This window comes from Leclercia pneumoniae, from assembly GCF_017348915.1.
GTDB classification, from domain to species: domain Bacteria; phylum Pseudomonadota; class Gammaproteobacteria; order Enterobacterales; family Enterobacteriaceae; genus Enterobacter; species Enterobacter pneumoniae.
This window is the reverse complement of record NZ_CP071383.1, coordinates 2,628,368-2,647,207: the sequence shown is the minus strand read 5'-3', so window position 1 is coordinate 2,647,207 and position 18,840 is coordinate 2,628,368. Positions and strand designations below refer to the sequence as shown.

Sequence of the window (18,840 nt, the reverse complement as noted above, 5' to 3'; positions counted from 1 at the left end):
ACCGCCGGTGGCTTTATAAACCGCCGAGCGGTATTAACAGCACGTCGACTTTAGTGCTGCTAACAATTTTTTTAGCAGAACAGGTAGTCCGGGAAAAAAAGTTTTGATTATGATTGCCACATACCACTAAATCGACCTGCTGCTTTTCACAAATATCGAGAATATATTCGCTCAATTCACCCGTTGCAATCACTGCGCGGGTGAGAGGATATTCTGCCTGCGCGACAAGTTCATTCAAAAATGTCTGCGTTTCTTCCTGTAAAACCCCACGAATATCTTCCAGCATTGGCGCTGCGAGTTGGTTATACATTTCCGGTTCAGCCCTAAGCGTAACCACCGTAATTTTGGCCTGATAAGGGCGGGCGATGGCCACCGCTTTGGCGAGGAGATAGTGGCTTTCAGGAGAAACAGCAACAGAAACAAGCAGATGGGAGTAACGCATTGGACACTCCTTTTTAGAGCGTGAGCGGTCTATTCATCAGCTTTAGCGCGGAATGGTTTTCAGCGCAAGGGGTAGACATGTCAATAGTGTGACGCTAATCATAATTATTCATTAATTATTCTTATAGAAAGAATAATCCGTGTACTGCATAGCAAGTCAAAAAACATGCACTTAACCGAAATCATACAAATTCAATCCACATCGGCCAACCTCTTTTAAACAAAATCAACCACCAAAAAAATGGTAACGCAAGGTAATAGTTTACCTATTGACATGCCTCATGCAGCTGTATTTAAAGAGTATTTTATTAACGTTTCTAACATAGAAATGGTTGATATTGCGTAGGGGGCGATGACGGACGCTCTCGGCAAGATGCGTGCCTGACTTATTAACACTTCTGCATGAGTATTCGTCTGTTCAGAATATATTCTTCCCTTAATCGTTCAAAAAGAGGGCAAATTAGAAGTCATACTGATGGATTTCTGCCTCAAATTCACTTAAATTATGTGACGTGGATCACATTTATTTTAAATTTCAGCGAGGGCTGCATTGTATGTGACAAACCGGACGAGTACAGTTGCGTCGAATTAGGAAAAATCTTAGTTATTTGTAAGAAATGATAAACGCGAAGAAAAGGAATCTATTTTTTCGTGTCGTTCGGACTCTATACAAACCTTAATTCAACTATGCATTTTAGCCTTTTCTTCTTTTTACCGGGGTTTTTCCCGGCGACATCACGGGGTGCGGTTACACCGCATAAAAATATTAGTTGGTTATTCGGGATGGGAAAAATGCATACATCCGAGTTGCTAAAACACGTTTATGACATCAACTTGTCATATTTATTGCTAGCACAGCGCTTGATTAGCCAGGACAAGGCGTCCGCTATGTTCCGACTGGGTATCAACGAAGAGATGGCGACCTCTCTGGGCGGATTAACACTGCCACAGATGGTTAAATTAGCCGAGACGAATCAGCTGGTTTGCCAGTTCCGCTTCGATAATCCTCAGGCTATTACGCGTCTCACTCAAGAATCCCGTGTTGACGATCTGCAACAGGTCCATACCGGTATTTTACTCTCGACACGCCTGCTCAACGAAATCAGCCAGCCTGATGATGCGGCAAGGAAAAAAAGGGCCTGATGATGAGCGAAAAAAGCATTGTTCAGGAAGCGCGAGACATTCAGTTAGCGATGGAACTGATTACGCTTGGTGCTCGTTTGCAAATGCTGGAAAGCGAGACTCAGCTGAGCCGTGGTCGCCTTATCAAACTGTACAAAGAGCTGCGCGGTAGCCCTCCGCCGAAAGGCATGCTGCCGTTCTCAACCGACTGGTTTATGACCTGGGAGCAGAACATTCACGCTTCGATGTTCTGCAATGCCTGGCAGTATTTACTGAAGACTGGCTTATGCAGCGGCGTTGATGCCGTTATCAAAGCCTACAAACTCTATCTTGAACAGTGTCCACAGCCGGAAGAGGAGCCTTTGCTGGCACTGACGCGTGCCTGGACACTGGTGCGTTTCGTTGAAAGCGGAATGTTGGAACTCTCTCGCTGCAACTGCTGCGGCGGCAACTTTATCACCCACGCTCATCAGCCTGCAGGCAGCTTCGCCTGTAGTTTGTGCCAGCCTCCATCCCGAGCCGTAAAAAGACGTAAACTTTCCCGGGAGGCTGCCGATATTATTCCACAACTGCTGGATGAACAGATCGAACAGGCTGTTTAACCCTTACGTGTGGGCAAGATTCCAGCAGCGGTAAGTGATTACCGCTGCTTTTTTTTACCCGCCGTTTGGCTAAACCTCCCGAGCTGCGCATCCTGCGAAAGTCACTAGCGGAAGGATGATGTCGTGCTTATCTTATTAGGTTACCTGGTTGTTCTCGGTACAGTTTTCGGCGGTTACATGATGACCGGCGGGCACCTTGGGGCACTCTATCAACCGGCCGAGCTGATCATTATCGGCGGCGCAGGGGTGGGGGCCTTTATCGTTGGTAACAACGGTAAAGCGATCAAGGGGACGCTGAAGGCGTTACCTTTGCTGTTCCGTCGTTCTAAATACACCAAAAGTATGTACATGGACTTGCTGGCACTGCTGTATCGCCTGATGGCGAAGTCGCGTCAGCAGGGGATGTTCTCGCTTGAACGGGATATCGAAAACCCGAAAGAGAGCGAAATCTTCGCGAGCTATCCACGTATTATCGCGGATACCGTCATGCTCGATTTCATCGTTGACTACCTGCGTCTGATCATCAGCGGCAACATGAACACCTTCGAGATCGAAGCCCTGATGGACGAAGAGATCGAAACCCATGAAAGCGAATCCGAAGTGCCGGCGAATAGCCTGGCATTGGTGGGGGATTCCCTGCCGGCGTTCGGGATCGTGGCCGCGGTAATGGGGGTGGTACACGCCCTGGCTTCGGCGGATCGTCCCGCGGCAGAGCTGGGGGCGCTGATTGCCCACGCCATGGTGGGTACCTTCCTCGGGATCCTGCTGGCGTACGGCTTTATCTCGCCGCTGGCTTCCGTACTGCGTCAGAAGAGCGCCGAAACCACCAAGATGATGCAGTGCGTCAAGATCACGCTGCTCTCCAACCTTAATGGCTATGCCCCGCCAATTGCAGTGGAATTTGGGCGTAAGACCCTCTACTCCAGCGAGCGTCCGTCGTTTATCGAACTGGAAGAACACGTGCGTGCGGTGAAAAACCCCAACCAACAGACGACCACTGAGGACGCATGAAAAACCAGTCCCATCCCATCGTCATAGTTAAAAAACGCAAACACAAAAGCCATGGGCACGGTTCCCATGGCTCGTGGAAAATCGCGTATGCGGACTTTATGACCGCGATGATGGCGTTTTTCCTTGTGATGTGGCTGATTTCAATCTCCAGCCCGAAAGAGCTGATCCAGATTGCCGAATACTTCCGTACCCCGCTGGCGACGGCGGTGACCGGTGGGCAGCGTATCTCCAATAGCGATAGCCCGATTCCTGGCGGGGGCGATGACTACACCCAGTCCAAGGGCGAAGTGAAACGCGAACCGAACATCGACGAGCTGAAAAAACGCATGGAGCGCAGTCGCCTGCAAAAACTGCGCGGCGATCTCGACCAGTTGATCGAGGCGGATCCGAAACTGCGTGCGCTGCGTCCGCATTTGAAGATCGATCTGGTGCAGGAAGGGCTGCGTATTCAAATCATCGACAGCCAGAATCGCCCGATGTTTAAAACCGGCAGCGCCGAAGTGGAGCCCTACATGCGCGATATTCTGCGCGGGATCGCCCCGGTGCTGAACGGGATCCCGAACCGAATTAGCCTCTCCGGCCACACCGATGACTTCCCGTATGCCAACGGTGAAAAAGGGTATAGCAACTGGGAGCTCTCTGCGGATCGCGCTAACGCCTCCCGCCGCGAATTAGTGATAGGTGGCCTGGACGATGGCAAAGTGCTGCGGGTTGTCGGCATGGCCGCAACCATGCGCATGAGCGATCGCGGCCCGGATGATGCCATTAACCGTCGTATTAGTCTTTTAGTGCTCAACAACCAGGCGGAGCAGGCCATCCTGCATGAAAACGCCGAGAGTCAGAGTGAGTCACTGGATGATTTGAAACAGCCTGGCGCCTTGCCTTCGGCTGCCGTTCCAACATCGCCACCAGCCAATCCGAGGTGATAGCGTGAGCATGGATATTAGCGATTTTTACCAGACGTTTTTTGATGAAGCCGACGAACTGTTGGCTGATATGGAGCAACACCTGCTGGACCTGGTGCCCGAAGCACCGGACTCTGAGCAGCTCAACGCCATCTTTCGTGCTGCGCACTCTATAAAAGGAGGCGCCGGAACCTTTGGTTTCACCATTCTGCAGGAGACGACCCATTTAATGGAGAACCTGCTGGATGAAGCGCGGCGCGGTGAGATGCAGCTCAATACCGATATTATCAACCTGTTTTTGGAAACCAAAGATATTATGCAGGAACAGCTCGACGCCTATAAAAGCTCGCAAGAGCCGGATGCCGCCAGCTTTGAATATATCTGCAACGCTCTGCGCCAGTTAGCGCTGGAAGCCAAAGGCGAAGCGGCGGTACCTGCCGTTGCGCCGGCGAAACTGAGCGTTGTAGAGACCGCCCCTGCCGCGGTACCAGCCCAGGACGATCGTCTGCGTATCGTGCTGTCTGGTCTGAAAGAGAGCGAAGTTAACCTTCTCGAAGAAGAGCTGAGCAACCTCGCTACGCTGAGCGACGTGGTGAAAGGGAAAGATACCCTTGCCGCGACCCTGAATGGCGACATCGGTAAAGATGATGTTGTGGCGGTGCTCTGCTTCGTGATTGAACCGGATCAGATTAGCTTTGAAACGCCAGCTGCCGTCGAGCCAGCCGCCGTTGAGGTGGTCGCGGTTGCCGAAACCCCGGCTGCACCGGCCGTCGTTCCTGCCGCACCGGCAGTAAAAGCCGCGCCTCGCGAAGCGGCCGCGCCAAACCGCGCGGAAAAACCGGCGGCGCGCTCCAGCGAATCGACCAGCATCCGCGTGGCGGTTGAAAAAGTCGATCAGCTGATCAACCTGGTGGGCGAGCTAGTGATTACCCAGTCAATGTTGGCCCAGCGCTCGAACGAGCTGGATCCGGTCAACCACGGTGACCTGATCACCAGCATGGGCCAGCTGCAACGCAACGCCCGTGATCTGCAAGAATCGGTTATGTCGATCCGTATGATGCCGATGGAATACGTCTTCAGCCGCTTCCCGCGTCTGGTGCGTGACCTCGCGGGCAAGCTGAATAAGCAGATCGAACTGACTCTAATGGGCAGCTCCACCGAGCTGGATAAGAGCCTGATCGAGCGCATTATCGATCCGTTAACGCACCTGGTGCGTAACAGCCTCGACCACGGCATCGAGCTGCCGGAAACCCGCGTGAACGCAGGTAAATCACCGGTCGGGAATCTGATTCTCTCTGCGGAACACCAGGGCGGAAACATCTGCATCGAAGTGACCGATGACGGGGCAGGCCTTAACCGCGAGCGTATTCTGGCGAAGGCGATCTCCCAGGGGATGGCAGTCAGTGAAAACATGACCGACGAAGAAGTGGGCATGCTGATCTTCGCCCCTGGCTTCTCCACCGCCGAGCAGGTGACCGACGTCTCTGGCCGCGGTGTGGGCATGGACGTGGTGAAACGTAACATCCAGGAGATGGGCGGCCACGTTGAGATTCAGTCTAAGCAGGGCTCCGGTACCACTATTCGTATCCTGCTGCCGCTGACCCTGGCGATCCTCGACGGTATGTCAGTCAAAGTGGCAGGCGAAGTGTTCATTCTGCCGTTGAACGCAGTAATGGAATCACTGCAGCCGCGCGAAGAAGATCTGCATCCGCTGGCGGGTGGTGAGCGCGTACTGGAAGTGCGTGGCGAGTACCTGCCGCTGGTGGAATTGTGGAAAGTGTTCGATGTGGCAGGGGCCAAAACCGAGGCGACGCAGGGGATTGTGGTCATTCTGCAGAGCGCGGGTCGTCGTTATGCGCTGCTGGTCGATCAGCTGATTGGCCAGCACCAGGTCGTGGTGAAGAACCTGGAAAGCAACTACCGCAAAGTGCCTGGAATTTCAGCCGCCACCATCCTTGGGGATGGCAGCGTGGCGCTGATCGTCGATGTTTCGGCGCTTCAGGGTTTAAATCGTGAACAACGTGTGGCGTACACAGCCGCCTGATACTGTTAAGAAGGTAATAACATGACCGGTATGAGTAATGTAACCAAGCTGGCCGGCGAGCCGTCAGGGCAGGAATTCCTGGTATTCACTTTAGGTGACGAAGAATACGGTATCGATATTCTGAAAGTGCAGGAGATCCGTGGCTATGATCAGGTCACTCGCATTGCTAACACGCCTGAATTCATTAAAGGCGTAACGAACCTGCGTGGCGTCATCGTGCCGATCGTCGATCTGCGCGTGAAGTTCAGCCAGGGCGACGTGGATTATGACGATAACACCGTCGTGATCGTACTGAATCTCGGTCAGCGTGTGGTGGGCATTGTGGTGGATGGCGTCTCTGATGTCCTCTCCCTGACTGCCGATCAGATTCGCCCGGCACCAGAATTCGCGGTGACGCTGTCAACCGAGTACCTGACCGGTTTGGGTGCGCTGGGTGAGCGGATGCTGATTCTGGTGAACATCGAGAAGTTACTGAACAGCGATGAGATGGCACTGCTGGACATTGCCGCGACGCACGTAGCCTGATGTGTAACGGGAGGGGAATCCCTCCCGTTTTTTTATCCCTTTTCTGCTTTTTCCTCGTAAAAAAAACGCCTCTGCAAAATATATTTCGAATAAATAGCCCGCCTATTATTTAGCTATCCTTAACTGTTTATTATAAGAGTTTAAATATAACCCCTTCAGGCTATTTATCCTGAAAGCTTTCAGCGCCCTGAATTGCGAACATGATCATAAATTAAATCGCTAAAACGCTAAAAAACAGCGATCCTGGAAAAGTGGGATTGCCTTAAGTTATTGTTTTTGATGCACATTAAAAATTGACACCCGTTTTTTCCGATAGAGTGCAATAAAAGTGGCTGATTGTCGTTCCGTAAACCAAATTCATTTTAGTGACTCATAAATAACAATAATGAGTCAGCACCAATTATGCGTTAGCCAAATAGACAAAGGCTGATAACATTTTCTGGAGGGTGGAAAATGAACAGGAAACTTCTCACGATATTCACAGGTTCATTGTTGGCGTTAAGTGCCGGTTCGGCGCAGGCGGTAACCAGCAGCGGGACGATTGGCGCAACCCTGACGTTGACCAACGGATGCTTGATCAACGGATCGCCAACGCAAAACGGCATTAACTTCGGTACTCTGGACTTCGGTACTCACCCGGCGACTTTCTCCACCCTGACTACCCAGCTTACCGGGGCCAGCGGCGGCAATACCTTTACCATCCAGTGCACCACCGACAGTTATACGGTCGCCATTACCGGCAACACCAACTCCACGGCCCCTGGTACGGTAGTGGGTACGCCAGGGACCCCAACGCGCTATCTGGTGAATACGGCCAATGCCGCACAGGGCGTGGCTTATAGTCTGTTTAGCGACAGCGGGTACAACAATATCATTGCCAATAACGCACCGCTTCCGATTGCATCCACCGCTGGGGGCGTAAACAGCTATACGCTGTATGGCCGAATTACCGGTGGTGGCAACAGCGTGACGGTTGTTCCCGGCACCTACACCGATACCATCAACGTTAGCGTCACCTATTAAGCTGTCCCGCAATGCGCGTAGAGAGTGCATCGCTCCGGCCACGGGGTAAGGGGAAGCTGCGCACATTTTTCTGCCTAAGCCTGGCGCTGCTGGTGACACAGAGCGCTCAGGCGATCACCACCCAGCAGTTCAGGGTTAACGCCACCATCACTCCCGGATGCTCGGTGATGGCTGGCACGGGCAGTGTGTTAGGGACGCTCAACTTTGGTACCCGCTCCGGGGTGGAGAGAGGCCAGGTCAGCACCAGTTTTGTCCCTAACGGCGCGCTCAGCATTGCCTGTACACCCGGCGTGGCGCTGAGCATGACTATCGACGGTGGCCAGTATTACACCTCGGTACGGAACATGCAGCGCAGCGGAGGAACTCAGCGCGTGGCGTACCGCCTCTACAGCAGCAGTTCGCTTGGGGCCAACAGTGAAATCGGCGTAAACCAGGCCATTCCTGTGGCCTATACCAATAGCAATAACATTGCCTTGCCACTTTTTGGCGTGGCGCTTCTGACCGGCTTTAGCCCGGCAGGAAACTATTCAGATCAACTCACCGTGACCTTGTCATGGTGAATAGGGAGAAGGACGATGAGGATATTTGCATCCGGCAGGGCGCTGGCGTTAGCCATGGCGCTGGGCATCACGGCAGGCACGGCGCACGGCGCGGCAACCATTCTACTCTGGCCAATCGATCCCTGGCTCTCTGCGGATACCAAAGCGACCGAGCTGTGGGTGCAGAATCAGGGAAACAGCGCCACCACCATGCAGGTGCGCATTGTGCGCTGGCGGCAGGAGAATGGCCTTGAGCGCTACACCGCGCAGCAGGATGTGGTCGCCAGCCCTCCTATCGTCACCATCGCGAAAGGCAGTAAACAGCTGATTCGTCTGATTAAACAAGGTGATGTGCCGGTGGGCGTCGAGCAGGCCTACCGGATTATTGTCGATGAAATTCCCCAGCCTCAGGACAACGCGACGCCGCAAATGGGCCTGAAACTGCAGATGCGTTACTCCATTCCGCTGTTTGTTTATGGACAGGGGATCCCGACCATTAAAGAGGGTGAGCATCACGCTCTGGTCGATACCAATGCCCTGAGCTGGCGAGTAGTTCGCGACAATGGACAACCGGCGCTACAGGTGCGTAACCGCAGCGACGTGCATGTTCGCTTAAGCAAGGTCACCCTTTCGCAGGGCGGGCAGCAACGAACTATCGCGGATGGTTTGCTCGGCTATGTTTTACCGGGCAGCGAACGCAGCTGGCCGTTGCCTGCCGGGATTGGCCAGCCGGGACAGATGAGTGCGGAAATTAATGCCCGGGATACGCGATGGCAGTCGGCCCCCGTCAACTGAAACCGACCATGATGATGCTGCTTTGTCTGTCGACCGCAAGCTGGGCAGAAACCGGCGATGACGCTTTACCGCCGCCACCTGCACCGCAGTCGTTAAATGACGAAGCCGTATTTCAACTGGGGTTGATCGTTAACCATTACGACACCGGACAGGTAGTGCCTGTGAGCCAGCGTAACGGTGAGTTCTGGATCTCCAGCGCCGATCTGCTGCGCGCCGGACTACCGCCGGAAAAAGTGCCGCCAGGCGAGGTCAATCTGGCGCAGCTAACCGGCGTCAGAACCGAATATGATAGCGCCGGCCAGCGTCTATTGCTGAGCGTGCCGCGAGACTGGATCTCTGCCAGGGTTACCCCCTTCGGCGGCACGCCTGCCCAGAGCAAACCGCGTTACGGCAGAGGGGCGCTGCTGAACTATGACTTCTACTCCAGCAAAACCGAGCACGCGGGCGGGCAAGCCTCTCTCTGGCATGAATTCCGCTATTTTGACGACCGGGGTTCATTATCCTCGACCGGTTATTACCGGCAAAACTTCTCTGGCGGTGGCCAGCAGGAGGGGTATGTGCGCTACGACACGACGCTGCTGGTAACCAATGAAGATGACGCCATCACCTGGAGCGCCGGGGATGTGATCAGCGATGCCCTGAGCTGGAGCAGCAGCGTGCGCATGGGCGGTATCAGCTACGGCCGTGACTTCTCGCTGCGCCCGGATCTTGTGACCTGGCCACTGCCGGAATTTTCCGGCGAGGCGGCGGTGCCAACGTCGGTGGATCTCTTTGTGAATGGCTACCGGGCTGGCTCCACCCGATTACAGCCGGGCCCCTTCACCCTGACCAACCTTCCTTATATCAACGGCGCGGGTGATGCGGTTCTGGTCACCACCGACGCGCTTGGTCGCCAGGTAAGCACCACACTTCCGTTTTACGTCACCAGCGAACTGCTCAAAGAGGGGCTGAGCGACGGGGCGATAACCCTCGGGAGCCTGCGACGTAACTACGGGATTGAAAATTTCGACTACGGCCCGGCGGCGGGCAGCGGATCCTACCGCTATGGTTTGACCGACTGGCTCACTCTTGAAGGACACGTTGAGGGGGCGGAGGAGCTGGCTCTTGGCGGGGCAGGCACGGTGGTTAAACTGGGTCGCTTTGGGGTAGTGAATACCGCCTTGTCTCACAGCCGAATGCGCGGCGACGACGGGGAGCAGATCAACTGGGGTTATCAGTACAGTACCAGCGCATTCAGTCTTGCTACCCAGCACAGCCGCCGCGATCGCGGCTTTGGTAACCTGGCGCTGTACGATCAGCCTACGATTTATGACGAATACAACCAGCCTATTGCCAGTCTCAGCCGCAATACGGATCAATACTCCGTGAGCGTTAACCTCGGCGATTACGGCAACATCGGTGCGGCATGGATTGGCGTAGAGAGTTTTGATAGCCAGAAAACCGAGCTGCTTAACCTCTCCTGGAGCCGCAATCTCTGGGGCAGCAGCAGTATCTATCTGGCCGCCAGCCGGGATCAGCAGCGCGGCGACTGGACCGTGGCCATGTCGTTGCAAATTCCGCTTGGCGAGCGCGACAGTGCTGCGGTAACTCTGGAGAATACGCCGGATTCGGGCAGTACCCAGCGTCTCAATTACAACCATTCGATGCCGACCGACGGCGGCTTTAGCTGGAACATGGCGCTGGCGCGGCAGTCCCGCTCCAGCAACTATCAGCAGGCGTCGCTGGGCTGGCGCAATAACAATATTGAAGTGCAGGGCGGCGGTTACGGCGAACGTGACATGATGACCTGGTGGGGCGAAGCGTTAGGTTCGGTGGTGCTGATGGATGGCGAACTCTTTGCCGCCAATAAGATCAACGACGCCTTCGTAGTCATCAGCACCGACGGGCAGCCGGACGTGCCGGTCAGCTATGAAAACCAGCCGGTCGGAAAAACGAACAGGAATGGCTATCTGCTGGTTAGCGGCGTCTCGGCCTATTATCCCGCCAGCTACAGCATTAACACTCTCGATCTCCCTGCCGATACCCGGCTGAAAGAGACCGAACGCCGGGTCGCCCTGCGCCGTAATAGCGGTTATCTGGTTGATTTTCCGATGGAACAGGAGCGCGTCGCCAGCGTGATTCTGCACGATGGGGAAGGGCATGCTATTCCGTTGGGCAGTCAGGTTCGACGGGCGTCGCACTCCAACGCTACCGTGGGGTATGACGGTATCGCCTGGCTCGAGGATCTGAACGACATCAATCCGTTAGAGGTGCGCACCCCGGAAGGCAAAACCTGCAAGGTCACCCTCACACTGGCCGCCAACCCGGACCATAAGCTGCAGACATACGGTCCACTTACCTGCAGGCTGACGCCATGAAGCGCCTGCTACTGCTCTTTGTGCTGCTGATGCTCTCCGGCGCCAGCTGGGGAGCCTGTACTGCCAGCACCCTGAACGCCAACTTTGGCAGCGTGACCTCTTTTGCGCTGAGCGGTAGCAATGAAGTGCAGACCACCGGCACGCTGGTCGTGAACTGCGATGCAATACTGAATTTGCTGACCAACGACTCCATCACCTTAACGTACACCGGGGCCACCATTGCCGCGTCGAATCGCGCGACCCTGAAACGCACCGATAATGCGGCAATCACCGACGTCATCCCTGTCCGGCTGTGCGGCGCCTCCGGGTGTAATACCGCTAACGAAGTGCAGATCGGCAGAACCTACACCTGGAGCGGCAACACGCTGCTGGGTCTGCTGGGCAGCCGGCAGTATAATATTCCGCTCTATTTTCGTACCCTGGCCGGGCAGAATGTCACCGCCGGACCCTATCGGGTCACCCTCAATTTCAGCATCTATTACAATGTCTGCTCGGTGGGGGCGGTCGGATTATGCCTTACGCCGCAAACCGGTACGGTCACCACCAGCATCGCGGTGGATATCAATGTCACCAATGACTGTAGCGCCATGACCACGCCGGATATCAACTTCAACAGTGCGCCGCTGGTGCAAAATTTCCCCACGGTCTCGCAGGCAATCTCTGTCTCCTGTACCAAGGGCAGCGTTTACACCATTGGCATTAACAATGGCGCTAACGCCCTTAACAACGTGCGGCAAATGGCCAGCGGCAGTAACCGCATGAGCTATGACATCTATAAAGGCGCCACTGCCAACCGCTGGGGAAGCAGCGGTTCGGAGCGCTGGTCCAGCGGCACCTCCTCACAGGTCAGTGCCGATGGCCTGCTGCGTACCTATAATTACACCGCCAAAGTCCTGACGACCCAGGCCACCCCGCCCGCCGGTAGTTACACCGATACCCTGATTGTTGATGTCGCCTTCTAAGCCGCGCTTTTCCCTTTCGCAAATGTAAAGTTCCCGTCAGCTGTGCCGATAACACCGATAACCAATCCAGGAGAAGGTGTTGTATGTTGAACCGTATGCGCGTTGTCACAATGCTGATGTTAGTGCTGGTTGTCTTCGCACTTCTGCAGCTGATTTCCGGCGGTCTCTTTTTCTCATCATTAAAGGAAAATCAGGAGAGCTTCGCCGCATCCAATGATTTACGCCTGCAACAAAGCGAGCTGACCACCACCTGGGATCTGATGCTGCAAACCCGCATCAACCTCAGCCGCTCCTCCGCCCGGATGATGATGGATCCTAATAACCAGCAGAGCAGTGCCAAAACGGAACTGCTGAAGAATGCGCGTACCACGCTGGATGAAGCCGGTAAACACTACGAGGCCTTTAAGGCTATCGCGCCGCTACCGACGATGGTCGATGCCAGTAACAATATTGAAGAGAAGTACCGCAACTATGCTGCCGCGCTGGCGGAGCTGATTCAGTTCCTCGAAAGCGGGAACATGGATGCCTACTTTGCCCAGCCGACGCAGGGGATGCAGAACGCGCTCGGCGCCGCGCTTGGCGACTACGCCAAAGCCAGCGCCGAACAGTATCACACCGCCTTTAGCGAAAGCGCCAATGACTACCAGTTTGCTAAATGGCAAATGGCATCGCTGGCACTGGCGCTGGTCATTGTGCTGGTCGGCGTCTGGTACGGCATTCGCCATATTCTGCTCAACCCGCTGGGGCGCGTCATTACCCATATCCGTGACATTGCCAGCGGCGATTTGACCCAGACGCTGGTGATTTCCGGGCGCAACGAAATCAGCGAACTGGCCAGCAGCGTGGATCATATGCAGCGCTCCCTTAGCGAAACGGTAACCAATGTGCGTCACGGCTCTGATGCCATCTACGACGGCACCAGCGAAATCGCCATGGGTAACAATGACCTCTCCTCCCGTACCGAGCAGCAAGCTTCCGCGCTGGAGGAGACCGCCGCCAGCATGGAACAGCTGACCGCGACGGTAAAACAAAACGCCGACAATGCGCGTCAGGCCTCGCATCTGGCAGAAAGTGCGTCGGAAACTGCCCAGCGCGGCGGGAAAGTGGTAGATGGCGTGGTGAAAACCATGCACGAGATTGCCGATAGTTCGCGAAAAATCGCCGACATCATCAGCGTGATCGACGGTATTGCTTTCCAGACCAATATTTTAGCCCTCAACGCCGCGGTAGAAGCTGCCCGCGCCGGTGAGCAGGGGCGTGGCTTCGCTGTGGTAGCAGGAGAGGTACGTAACCTCGCCAGCCGCAGCGCCAATGCCGCCAAAGAGATCAAAGCGTTAATCGAAGACTCCGTCTCGCGTGTGGATACCGGCTCGGTGCTGGTCGAAACCGCCGGCGAGACCATGAATGACATCGTGAATGCGGTGACCCGCGTAAACGACATCATGGGTGAAATCGCTTCGGCATCTGATGAACAGAGCCGGGGTATCGATCAGGTCGCTCTGGCGGTATCAGAGATGGATCGGGTAACACAACAAAACGCCGCGCTGGTGCAGGAGTCCGCTGCGGCGGCCGCTGCGCTGGAAGACCAGGCGAGTCGTCTGAAGATGGCCGTCTCGGCGTTTCGTCTTACTGCAGCACCTACAAAATTGGTTTCAGCCCGCAGAAACCCTGGTACGACGGCATCCGCCGCCGCGCCAGGCAGCTTGCGCGTGCCGACAGCCGGACAAGAAGAGAACTGGGAATCATTTTGACTGAAATTTAAACCGCGGCTGCTGGCCGCTGAATGGGAGCGTGGATGTTAAATCGTATTCGTATCTCGACCACACTGTTTTTGATTCTGATCCTTTGCGGTGTGTTGCAGGTTGGCAGTAACGGGTTGTCTTTTTGGGCGTTTCGCGATGGCTATCAGAATTTGCAGGAAGTCGAGACCAGCAATCAACAACGCTCCGCACTGGCGCAGACCCGCGCCGTGCTTTTACAGGCCAGCACCGCGCTCAACAAGGCGGGAACTTTAACCGCGCTGAGTTATCCGCCGGATGACATTAAAGCGCTGATGGTAACCGCGCGCGACAGCCTGAAGCAGGCTGACACGATGTTTAAGGCTTTTATCGCGCAGGATACCCTCAGTGAGCAGGGTAAAAAACTGCGTACAGACATGCAGAAAGGGTATGCCCAGTGGCACGGCGATCTGGAGCACCAGGCCACATGGCTTGAAAACAATCAGCTGTCGGACTTCCTCACCGCGCCGGTGCAGGAGTCGCAGGCGGCGTTTGATAAGAGTTTCAATGCCTGGCAACTGGAGATTAACCACTTCGTCGAGAAGGCGGGGGCCGACAGCCGCACCAGTTATCACATGTCCGGTGTGATCTTCACCACCGTGGTGATTCTGGCCGCGCTGCTGACCAGCGCGGCGCTGTTCTGGTCGCGCAGGATGATCGTGCAGCCGCTGGCGATCATCAGCAGCCATTTCGACAGCATCGCCAAAGGCGATCTTGCCCGTCCGGTGGCGGTGTACGGTAAAAACGAAATATCGGCGATCTTTGCCAGCCTGAAGGCGATGCAGGGATCGTTACGGGAAACGGTGAGTAATGTGCGGCAGGGTAGCTATGCCATGCACACCGGGATTTCAGAGATCGCCGAAGGCAACAATGATCTCTCTTCCCGCACCGAGCAGCAGGCGGCCTCGCTGGCGCAGACGGCAGCCAGCATGGAACAGCTGACGGCGACCGTCAGTCAGAACGCCGACAACGCTCGCCAGGCATCTGGCCTGGCGCAGAGCGCTGCGCAGACGGCGAAAAAAGGGGGCGATCAAGCAACCCACGTGGCGCGCACCATGTCGGATATCGCCACCAGCTCGCAGAAAATTGGCGACATTATTAGCGTGATTGACGGTATCGCGTTCCAGACCAACATCCTGGCGCTGAACGCGGCGGTCGAAGCTGCCCGAGCCGGGGAGCAGGGACGGGGATTTGCCGTTGTCGCCGGTGAGGTACGTAATCTGGCCAGCCGGAGCGCCAACGCGGCAAAAGAGATCAAAGTGCTGATTGAAGAATCGGTCTCCCGCGTTCAGCAGGGTTCCGAACTGGTAGACACCGCCGCGAAGACCATGACGGAGATCGTCAGTTCGGTGACGCGGGTGAACGACATTATGGGAGAGATTGCCTCCGCATCGGATGAGCAGCGCCGGGGAATTGAACAGGTTGCCCAGGCCGTAAGCCAGATGGATCAGGTAACGCAACAGAACGCCGCCCTTGTAGAAGAGGCGGCCGCCGCTACCGACCAGTTAGCCAACCAGGCGGATCACCTGACCTCGCTGGTGGCCGTTTTTAATGTAAGTGAGCAGGTCGTAAAAGTAACAGAAGTCGGACGGTCACAAGCCGTGCCAGTGGGATCCTGAAAGTGATAAAGAAGGCGCTATGACATCATCTCTGCCCTCAGGGCAATCGTCATTACTTTTGCAGATGACACAGCGCCTCGCGCTGTCCGATGCGCATTTCCGTCGGATATGTCAGTTAATCTACCAGCGTGCCGGGATCGTGCTAGCCGATCACAAGCGCGACATGGTCTACAACCGGCTGGTTCGGCGGTTGCGGACCCTGGAACTGGACGATTTTGGCCGCTACCTGGGCATGCTCGAAGCAAACCCGAACAGCGCGGAGTGGCAAGCGTTTATCAACTCGCTGACCACCAACCTGACGGCATTTTTCCGCGAAGGCCATCACTTTCCGGTGCTGGCGGAGCATGCTCGTCGGCGTAGCGGAGAGTACCGGGTCTGGAGCGCGGCGGCCTCAACCGGAGAAGAGCCCTATTCACTGGCGATTACGCTGGCGGATACGCTCGGCACCGCGCCGGGGCGCTGGAAAGTGTTCGCCAGCGATATCGATACCGAAGTGCTGCAAAAGGCGCAAAGCGGTATCTATCGTCAGGATGAGCTGAAAACGCTGTCGCCCCAGCAGCTACAGCGATACTTCATGCGCGGTACCGGCCCGCACGAGGGGCTGGTGCGGGTGCGTCAGGAGCTGGCCAACAACGTGGAGTTTACCCAACTGAACCTGCTGGATAAGCAGTACAACGTGCCGGGACCCTTTGACGCAATTTTTTGCCGTAACGTTATGATCTATTTCGACAAAACGACGCAACAGGAGATTCTGCGTCGCTTTGTACCGTTGCTCAAGCCGGACGGATTACTGTTTGCCGGGCACTCGGAGAACTTCAGCAACCTCGTGCGTGAGTTTAGCCTGCGTGGGCAAACGGTATATGCGCTGAGTAAGGATAAAGCATGAGTAAAATCAGGGTCTTGTCAGTCGATGATTCGGCATTGATGCGCCAGATCATGACCGAAATTATCAACAGTCACAGTGACATGGAGATGGTGGCAACGGCTCCCGATCCGCTGGTCGCCCGGGATTTAATTAAAAAATACAATCCCGACGTGCTGACGCTGGATGTCGAAATGCCGCGGATGGACGGCATCGATTTCCTGGAAAAATTGATGCGTCTGCGCCCGATGCCGGTGCTGATGGTCTCCTCGCTCACGGGTAAGGGCTCTGAAATTACGCTGCGAGCCCTGGAGCTGGGGGCGGTGGATTTTGTCACCAAACCGCAACTGGGGATCCGCGAAGGCATGCTGGCCTACAGCGAGATGATCGCGGAGAAGATCCGCACCGCCTCCCGGGCGCAGATTGCGGCGCATAAGCCGATTGCCGCACCGGCGACCCTGAAAGCGGGGCCGCTGCTCAGCTCGGAAAAACTGCTGGTTATTGGCGCGTCAACCGGGGGAACAGAGGCAATTCGCCATGTACTCCAGCCATTGCCGCTCTCCAGCCCCGGTATTCTGATTACGCAGCATATGCCGCCGGGCTTCACCCGTTCTTTTGCTGAGCGTCTGAACAAACTGTGCCAGATCAGCGTTAAAGAGGCGGAAGATGGCGAGCGCGTGCTGCCGGGACATGCTTACATCGCGCCGGGCGATAAGCACATGGAGCTGGCGCGCAGTGGCGCAAACTATCAAATCAAAATTCATGACGGGCCGCCGGTTAACCGGCACCGTCCGTCGGTGGATGTGCTGTTTCATTCGGTGGCGAAACATGCGGGGCGCAACGCCGTTGGGGTGATCCTGACGGGGATGGGCAACGATGGTGCCGCCGGAATGCTTGCAATGCACCAGGCTGGCGCCTGGACGATTGCGCAGAATGAAGCAAGTTGTGTGGTGTTCGGCATGCCGCGCGAGGCCATCAATATGGGTGGCGTGAGCGAAGTGGTCGATCTTAGCCAGGTAAGCCAGCAGATGCTGGCAAAAATCAGTGCCGGACAGGCAATACGTATTTAAAGAGGAGTGTAGTTTTATGGCGGACAAAGAGCTCAGATTTTTGGTTGTGGATGACTTTTCCACCATGCGTCGCATCGTGCGCAACCTGCTGAAAGAGCTGGGCTTCAACAACGTTGAAGAAGCAGAAGACGGCGTAGATGCGCTGAACAAACTGCAGGCGGGCGGCTTCGGTTTTGTCATCTCTGACTGGAACATGCCTAACATGGACGGTCTGGAGCTGCTGAAAACCATTCGTGCCGACAGCAATATGTCTGCGCTGCCGGTGCTGATGGTGACCGCAGAAGCCAAGAAAGAGAACATTATTGCTGCCGCACAGGCGGGGGCAAGCGGATATGTAGTGAAACCGTTCACTGCTGCAACCCTGGAAGAGAAACTCGGCAAGATCTTCGAGAAACTCGGCATGTAAGGTGGTGAATATGATGCAGCCTGCAATTAAACCCGCTGAGGAGCATTCACCCAGCGAAATCATAGCCCGTATCGGTAGCCTGACGCGCATGCTGCGCGACAGTCTGCGCGAATTGGGTCTGGATCAGGCGATTGCCGAAGCCGCGGAAGCGATTCCGGATGCGCGCGACCGTCTCGATTATGTGGTACAGATGACCGCTCAGGCGGCTGAACGTGCGCTGAACAGCGTTGAAGCGTCTCAGCCGCACCAGGACGAGATGGAGAAGGGCGCCAAAGACCTGACCAAACGCTGGGATGAGTGGTTCGAAGACCCGATTGAGCTCTCTGATGCGCGTGAGCTGGTGACGGACACCCGTCAGTATCTGAAAGCGGTGCCGGGTCATACCAGCTTCACTAACGCCCAGCTGCTGGACATCATGATGGCGCAGGATTTCCAGGACCTGACCGGTCAGGTTATCAAGCGGATGATGGATGTGATCCAGGAGATTGAGCGTCAGTTGCTGATGGTACTGCTGGAAAATATGCCAGAGCCTGCCGCCCGTCCGAAGCGTGAAAACGAAAGCCTGCTCAATGGCCCGCAGCTCGACACCACCAAAGCCGGTGTGGTTGCCAGCCAGGATCAGGTCGACGACCTGCTGGACAGCTTAGGTTTCTAATCTGAATCGCTCCGGTTTTGGCAACGAAACCGGAGCTTTTTTGCCTATATCCGAAAAACCTGCCCTTTTTGACCCTTACTCTGCCCATTAGCTTTGCAGGCGGCTGGCATGATATTGCCAAACT

Annotated in this window: 18 protein-coding genes; 17 read left to right on the top strand and 1 reads right to left on the bottom strand. The window is 55.6% G+C overall.

Annotated elements, in window-relative coordinates; translation table 11 throughout:
* Positions 1–13: 13 nt before the first annotated feature.
* Positions 14–442: a universal stress protein UspC gene (gene uspC, locus JZ655_RS12875; protein ID WP_207291984.1), complete on the bottom strand. Its 429-nt coding sequence runs from the start codon at positions 440–442 to the stop codon at positions 14–16.
* A gap of 791 nt (positions 443–1,233) precedes the next feature.
* On the opposite strand from uspC, the gene flhD reads away from it, so the two are divergent.
* The 17 genes from flhD (at position 1,234) to cheZ (ending at position 18,716) form a co-directional block, all read left to right on the top strand.
* The gene (gene flhD / locus JZ655_RS12870) at positions 1,234–1,584 is read left to right on the top strand and encodes a flagellar transcriptional regulator FlhD (RefSeq protein ID WP_040075078.1); all 351 of its coding nucleotides are present in this window, start codon (positions 1,234–1,236) and stop codon (positions 1,582–1,584) included.
* Positions 1,585–1,586: 2 nt separating this feature from the next.
* Positions 1,587–2,165 carry a flagellar transcriptional regulator FlhC gene (gene flhC, locus JZ655_RS12865; RefSeq protein WP_207293845.1) on the top strand — a complete coding sequence of 193 codons (579 nt, stop codon included), beginning with the start codon at positions 1,587–1,589 and terminating at the stop codon, positions 2,163–2,165.
* A gap of 123 nt (positions 2,166–2,288) precedes the next feature.
* Positions 2,289–3,176 (top strand): flagellar motor stator protein MotA, encoded by an 888-nt coding sequence (gene motA, locus JZ655_RS12860; protein WP_040075080.1) that lies wholly within the window; start codon positions 2,289–2,291, stop codon positions 3,174–3,176.
* On the top strand, positions 3,173–4,102 hold the full coding sequence (gene motB, locus JZ655_RS12855; protein ID WP_046885083.1) for a flagellar motor protein MotB: 930 nt from the start codon (positions 3,173–3,175) through the stop codon (positions 4,100–4,102). The genes motA and motB overlap by 4 nt, the downstream gene beginning before the upstream one ends.
* A gap of 4 nt (positions 4,103–4,106) precedes the next feature.
* Positions 4,107–6,125: a chemotaxis protein CheA gene (cheA, locus tag JZ655_RS12850; protein ID WP_207291983.1), complete on the top strand. Its 2,019-nt coding sequence runs from the start codon at positions 4,107–4,109 to the stop codon at positions 6,123–6,125.
* A 21-nt stretch (positions 6,126–6,146) separates the two neighbouring features.
* Positions 6,147–6,650 carry a chemotaxis protein CheW gene (cheW, locus tag JZ655_RS12845; RefSeq protein ID WP_040075083.1) on the top strand — a complete coding sequence of 168 codons (504 nt, stop codon included), beginning with the start codon at positions 6,147–6,149 and terminating at the stop codon, positions 6,648–6,650.
* A gap of 453 nt (positions 6,651–7,103) precedes the next feature.
* The gene (locus JZ655_RS12840; protein ID WP_040075084.1) at positions 7,104–7,673 is read left to right on the top strand and encodes a Csu type fimbrial protein; all 570 of its coding nucleotides are present in this window, start codon (positions 7,104–7,106) and stop codon (positions 7,671–7,673) included.
* Positions 7,674–7,729: 56 nt separating this feature from the next.
* Positions 7,730–8,233, top strand: coding sequence for a Csu type fimbrial protein (locus tag JZ655_RS12835; protein ID WP_425352491.1), 504 nt, complete (start codon positions 7,730–7,732; stop codon positions 8,231–8,233).
* 15 nt (positions 8,234–8,248) lie between these two features.
* Positions 8,249–9,007 (top strand): fimbrial biogenesis chaperone, encoded by a 759-nt coding sequence (locus tag JZ655_RS12830; protein ID WP_040075086.1) that lies wholly within the window; start codon positions 8,249–8,251, stop codon positions 9,005–9,007.
* Positions 8,983–11,364, top strand: coding sequence for a fimbria/pilus outer membrane usher protein (locus tag JZ655_RS12825; protein WP_207291981.1), 2,382 nt, complete (start codon positions 8,983–8,985; stop codon positions 11,362–11,364). The genes JZ655_RS12830 and JZ655_RS12825 overlap by 25 nt, the downstream gene beginning before the upstream one ends.
* Positions 11,361–12,326, top strand: coding sequence for a Csu type fimbrial protein (locus JZ655_RS12820; RefSeq protein WP_207291980.1), 966 nt, complete (start codon positions 11,361–11,363; stop codon positions 12,324–12,326). Before JZ655_RS12825 ends, JZ655_RS12820 begins: the two co-directional genes overlap by 4 nt.
* A gap of 83 nt (positions 12,327–12,409) precedes the next feature.
* Entirely contained in the window at positions 12,410–14,077 is a 1,668-nt protein-coding gene (gene tar, locus JZ655_RS12815; RefSeq protein WP_207291979.1) for a methyl-accepting chemotaxis protein II, read from the top strand.
* Positions 14,078–14,121: 44 nt separating this feature from the next.
* The gene (tap, locus tag JZ655_RS12810) at positions 14,122–15,723 is read left to right on the top strand and encodes a methyl-accepting chemotaxis protein IV (RefSeq protein WP_046885089.1); all 1,602 of its coding nucleotides are present in this window, start codon (positions 14,122–14,124) and stop codon (positions 15,721–15,723) included.
* 19 nt (positions 15,724–15,742) lie between these two features.
* Positions 15,743–16,609 carry a protein-glutamate O-methyltransferase CheR gene (gene cheR / locus JZ655_RS12805; protein WP_207291978.1) on the top strand — a complete coding sequence of 289 codons (867 nt, stop codon included), beginning with the start codon at positions 15,743–15,745 and terminating at the stop codon, positions 16,607–16,609.
* Positions 16,606–17,655: a protein-glutamate methylesterase/protein-glutamine glutaminase gene (locus tag JZ655_RS12800; RefSeq protein ID WP_207291977.1), complete on the top strand. Its 1,050-nt coding sequence runs from the start codon at positions 16,606–16,608 to the stop codon at positions 17,653–17,655. Before cheR ends, JZ655_RS12800 begins: the two co-directional genes overlap by 4 nt.
* A gap of 16 nt (positions 17,656–17,671) precedes the next feature.
* Positions 17,672–18,061, top strand: coding sequence for a chemotaxis response regulator CheY (gene cheY / locus JZ655_RS12795; RefSeq protein WP_046885090.1), 390 nt, complete (start codon positions 17,672–17,674; stop codon positions 18,059–18,061).
* Positions 18,062–18,071: 10 nt separating this feature from the next.
* Positions 18,072–18,716, top strand: a complete 645-nt coding sequence (cheZ, locus tag JZ655_RS12790; RefSeq protein ID WP_040075096.1) for a protein phosphatase CheZ — start codon at positions 18,072–18,074, stop codon at positions 18,714–18,716.
* Positions 18,717–18,840 lie beyond the last annotated feature (124 nt).

Coding starts and splice junctions, on each gene's coding strand:
- cheZ (WP_040075096.1), top strand. CDS start 18,072: ATGATGCAGCCTGCAATTAAACCCGCTGAGGAGCATTCACCCAGCGAA.
- JZ655_RS12820 (WP_207291980.1), top strand. CDS start 11,361: ATGAAGCGCCTGCTACTGCTCTTTGTGCTGCTGATGCTCTCCGGCGCC.
- tap (WP_046885089.1), top strand. CDS start 14,122: ATGTTAAATCGTATTCGTATCTCGACCACACTGTTTTTGATTCTGATC.
- cheR (WP_207291978.1), top strand. CDS start 15,743: ATGACATCATCTCTGCCCTCAGGGCAATCGTCATTACTTTTGCAGATG.
- cheY (WP_046885090.1), top strand. CDS start 17,672: ATGGCGGACAAAGAGCTCAGATTTTTGGTTGTGGATGACTTTTCCACC.
- cheW (WP_040075083.1), top strand. CDS start 6,147: ATGACCGGTATGAGTAATGTAACCAAGCTGGCCGGCGAGCCGTCAGGG.
- JZ655_RS12825 (WP_207291981.1), top strand. CDS start 8,983: ATGGCAGTCGGCCCCCGTCAACTGAAACCGACCATGATGATGCTGCTT.
- flhC (WP_207293845.1), top strand. CDS start 1,587: ATGAGCGAAAAAAGCATTGTTCAGGAAGCGCGAGACATTCAGTTAGCG.
- tar (WP_207291979.1), top strand. CDS start 12,410: ATGTTGAACCGTATGCGCGTTGTCACAATGCTGATGTTAGTGCTGGTT.
- JZ655_RS12830 (WP_040075086.1), top strand. CDS start 8,249: ATGAGGATATTTGCATCCGGCAGGGCGCTGGCGTTAGCCATGGCGCTG.
- motB (WP_046885083.1), top strand. CDS start 3,173: ATGAAAAACCAGTCCCATCCCATCGTCATAGTTAAAAAACGCAAACAC.
- uspC (WP_207291984.1), bottom strand. CDS start 442: ATGCGTTACTCCCATCTGCTTGTTTCTGTTGCTGTTTCTCCTGAAAGC.
- flhD (WP_040075078.1), top strand. CDS start 1,234: ATGCATACATCCGAGTTGCTAAAACACGTTTATGACATCAACTTGTCA.
- JZ655_RS12800 (WP_207291977.1), top strand. CDS start 16,606: ATGAGTAAAATCAGGGTCTTGTCAGTCGATGATTCGGCATTGATGCGC.
- JZ655_RS12840 (WP_040075084.1), top strand. CDS start 7,104: ATGAACAGGAAACTTCTCACGATATTCACAGGTTCATTGTTGGCGTTA.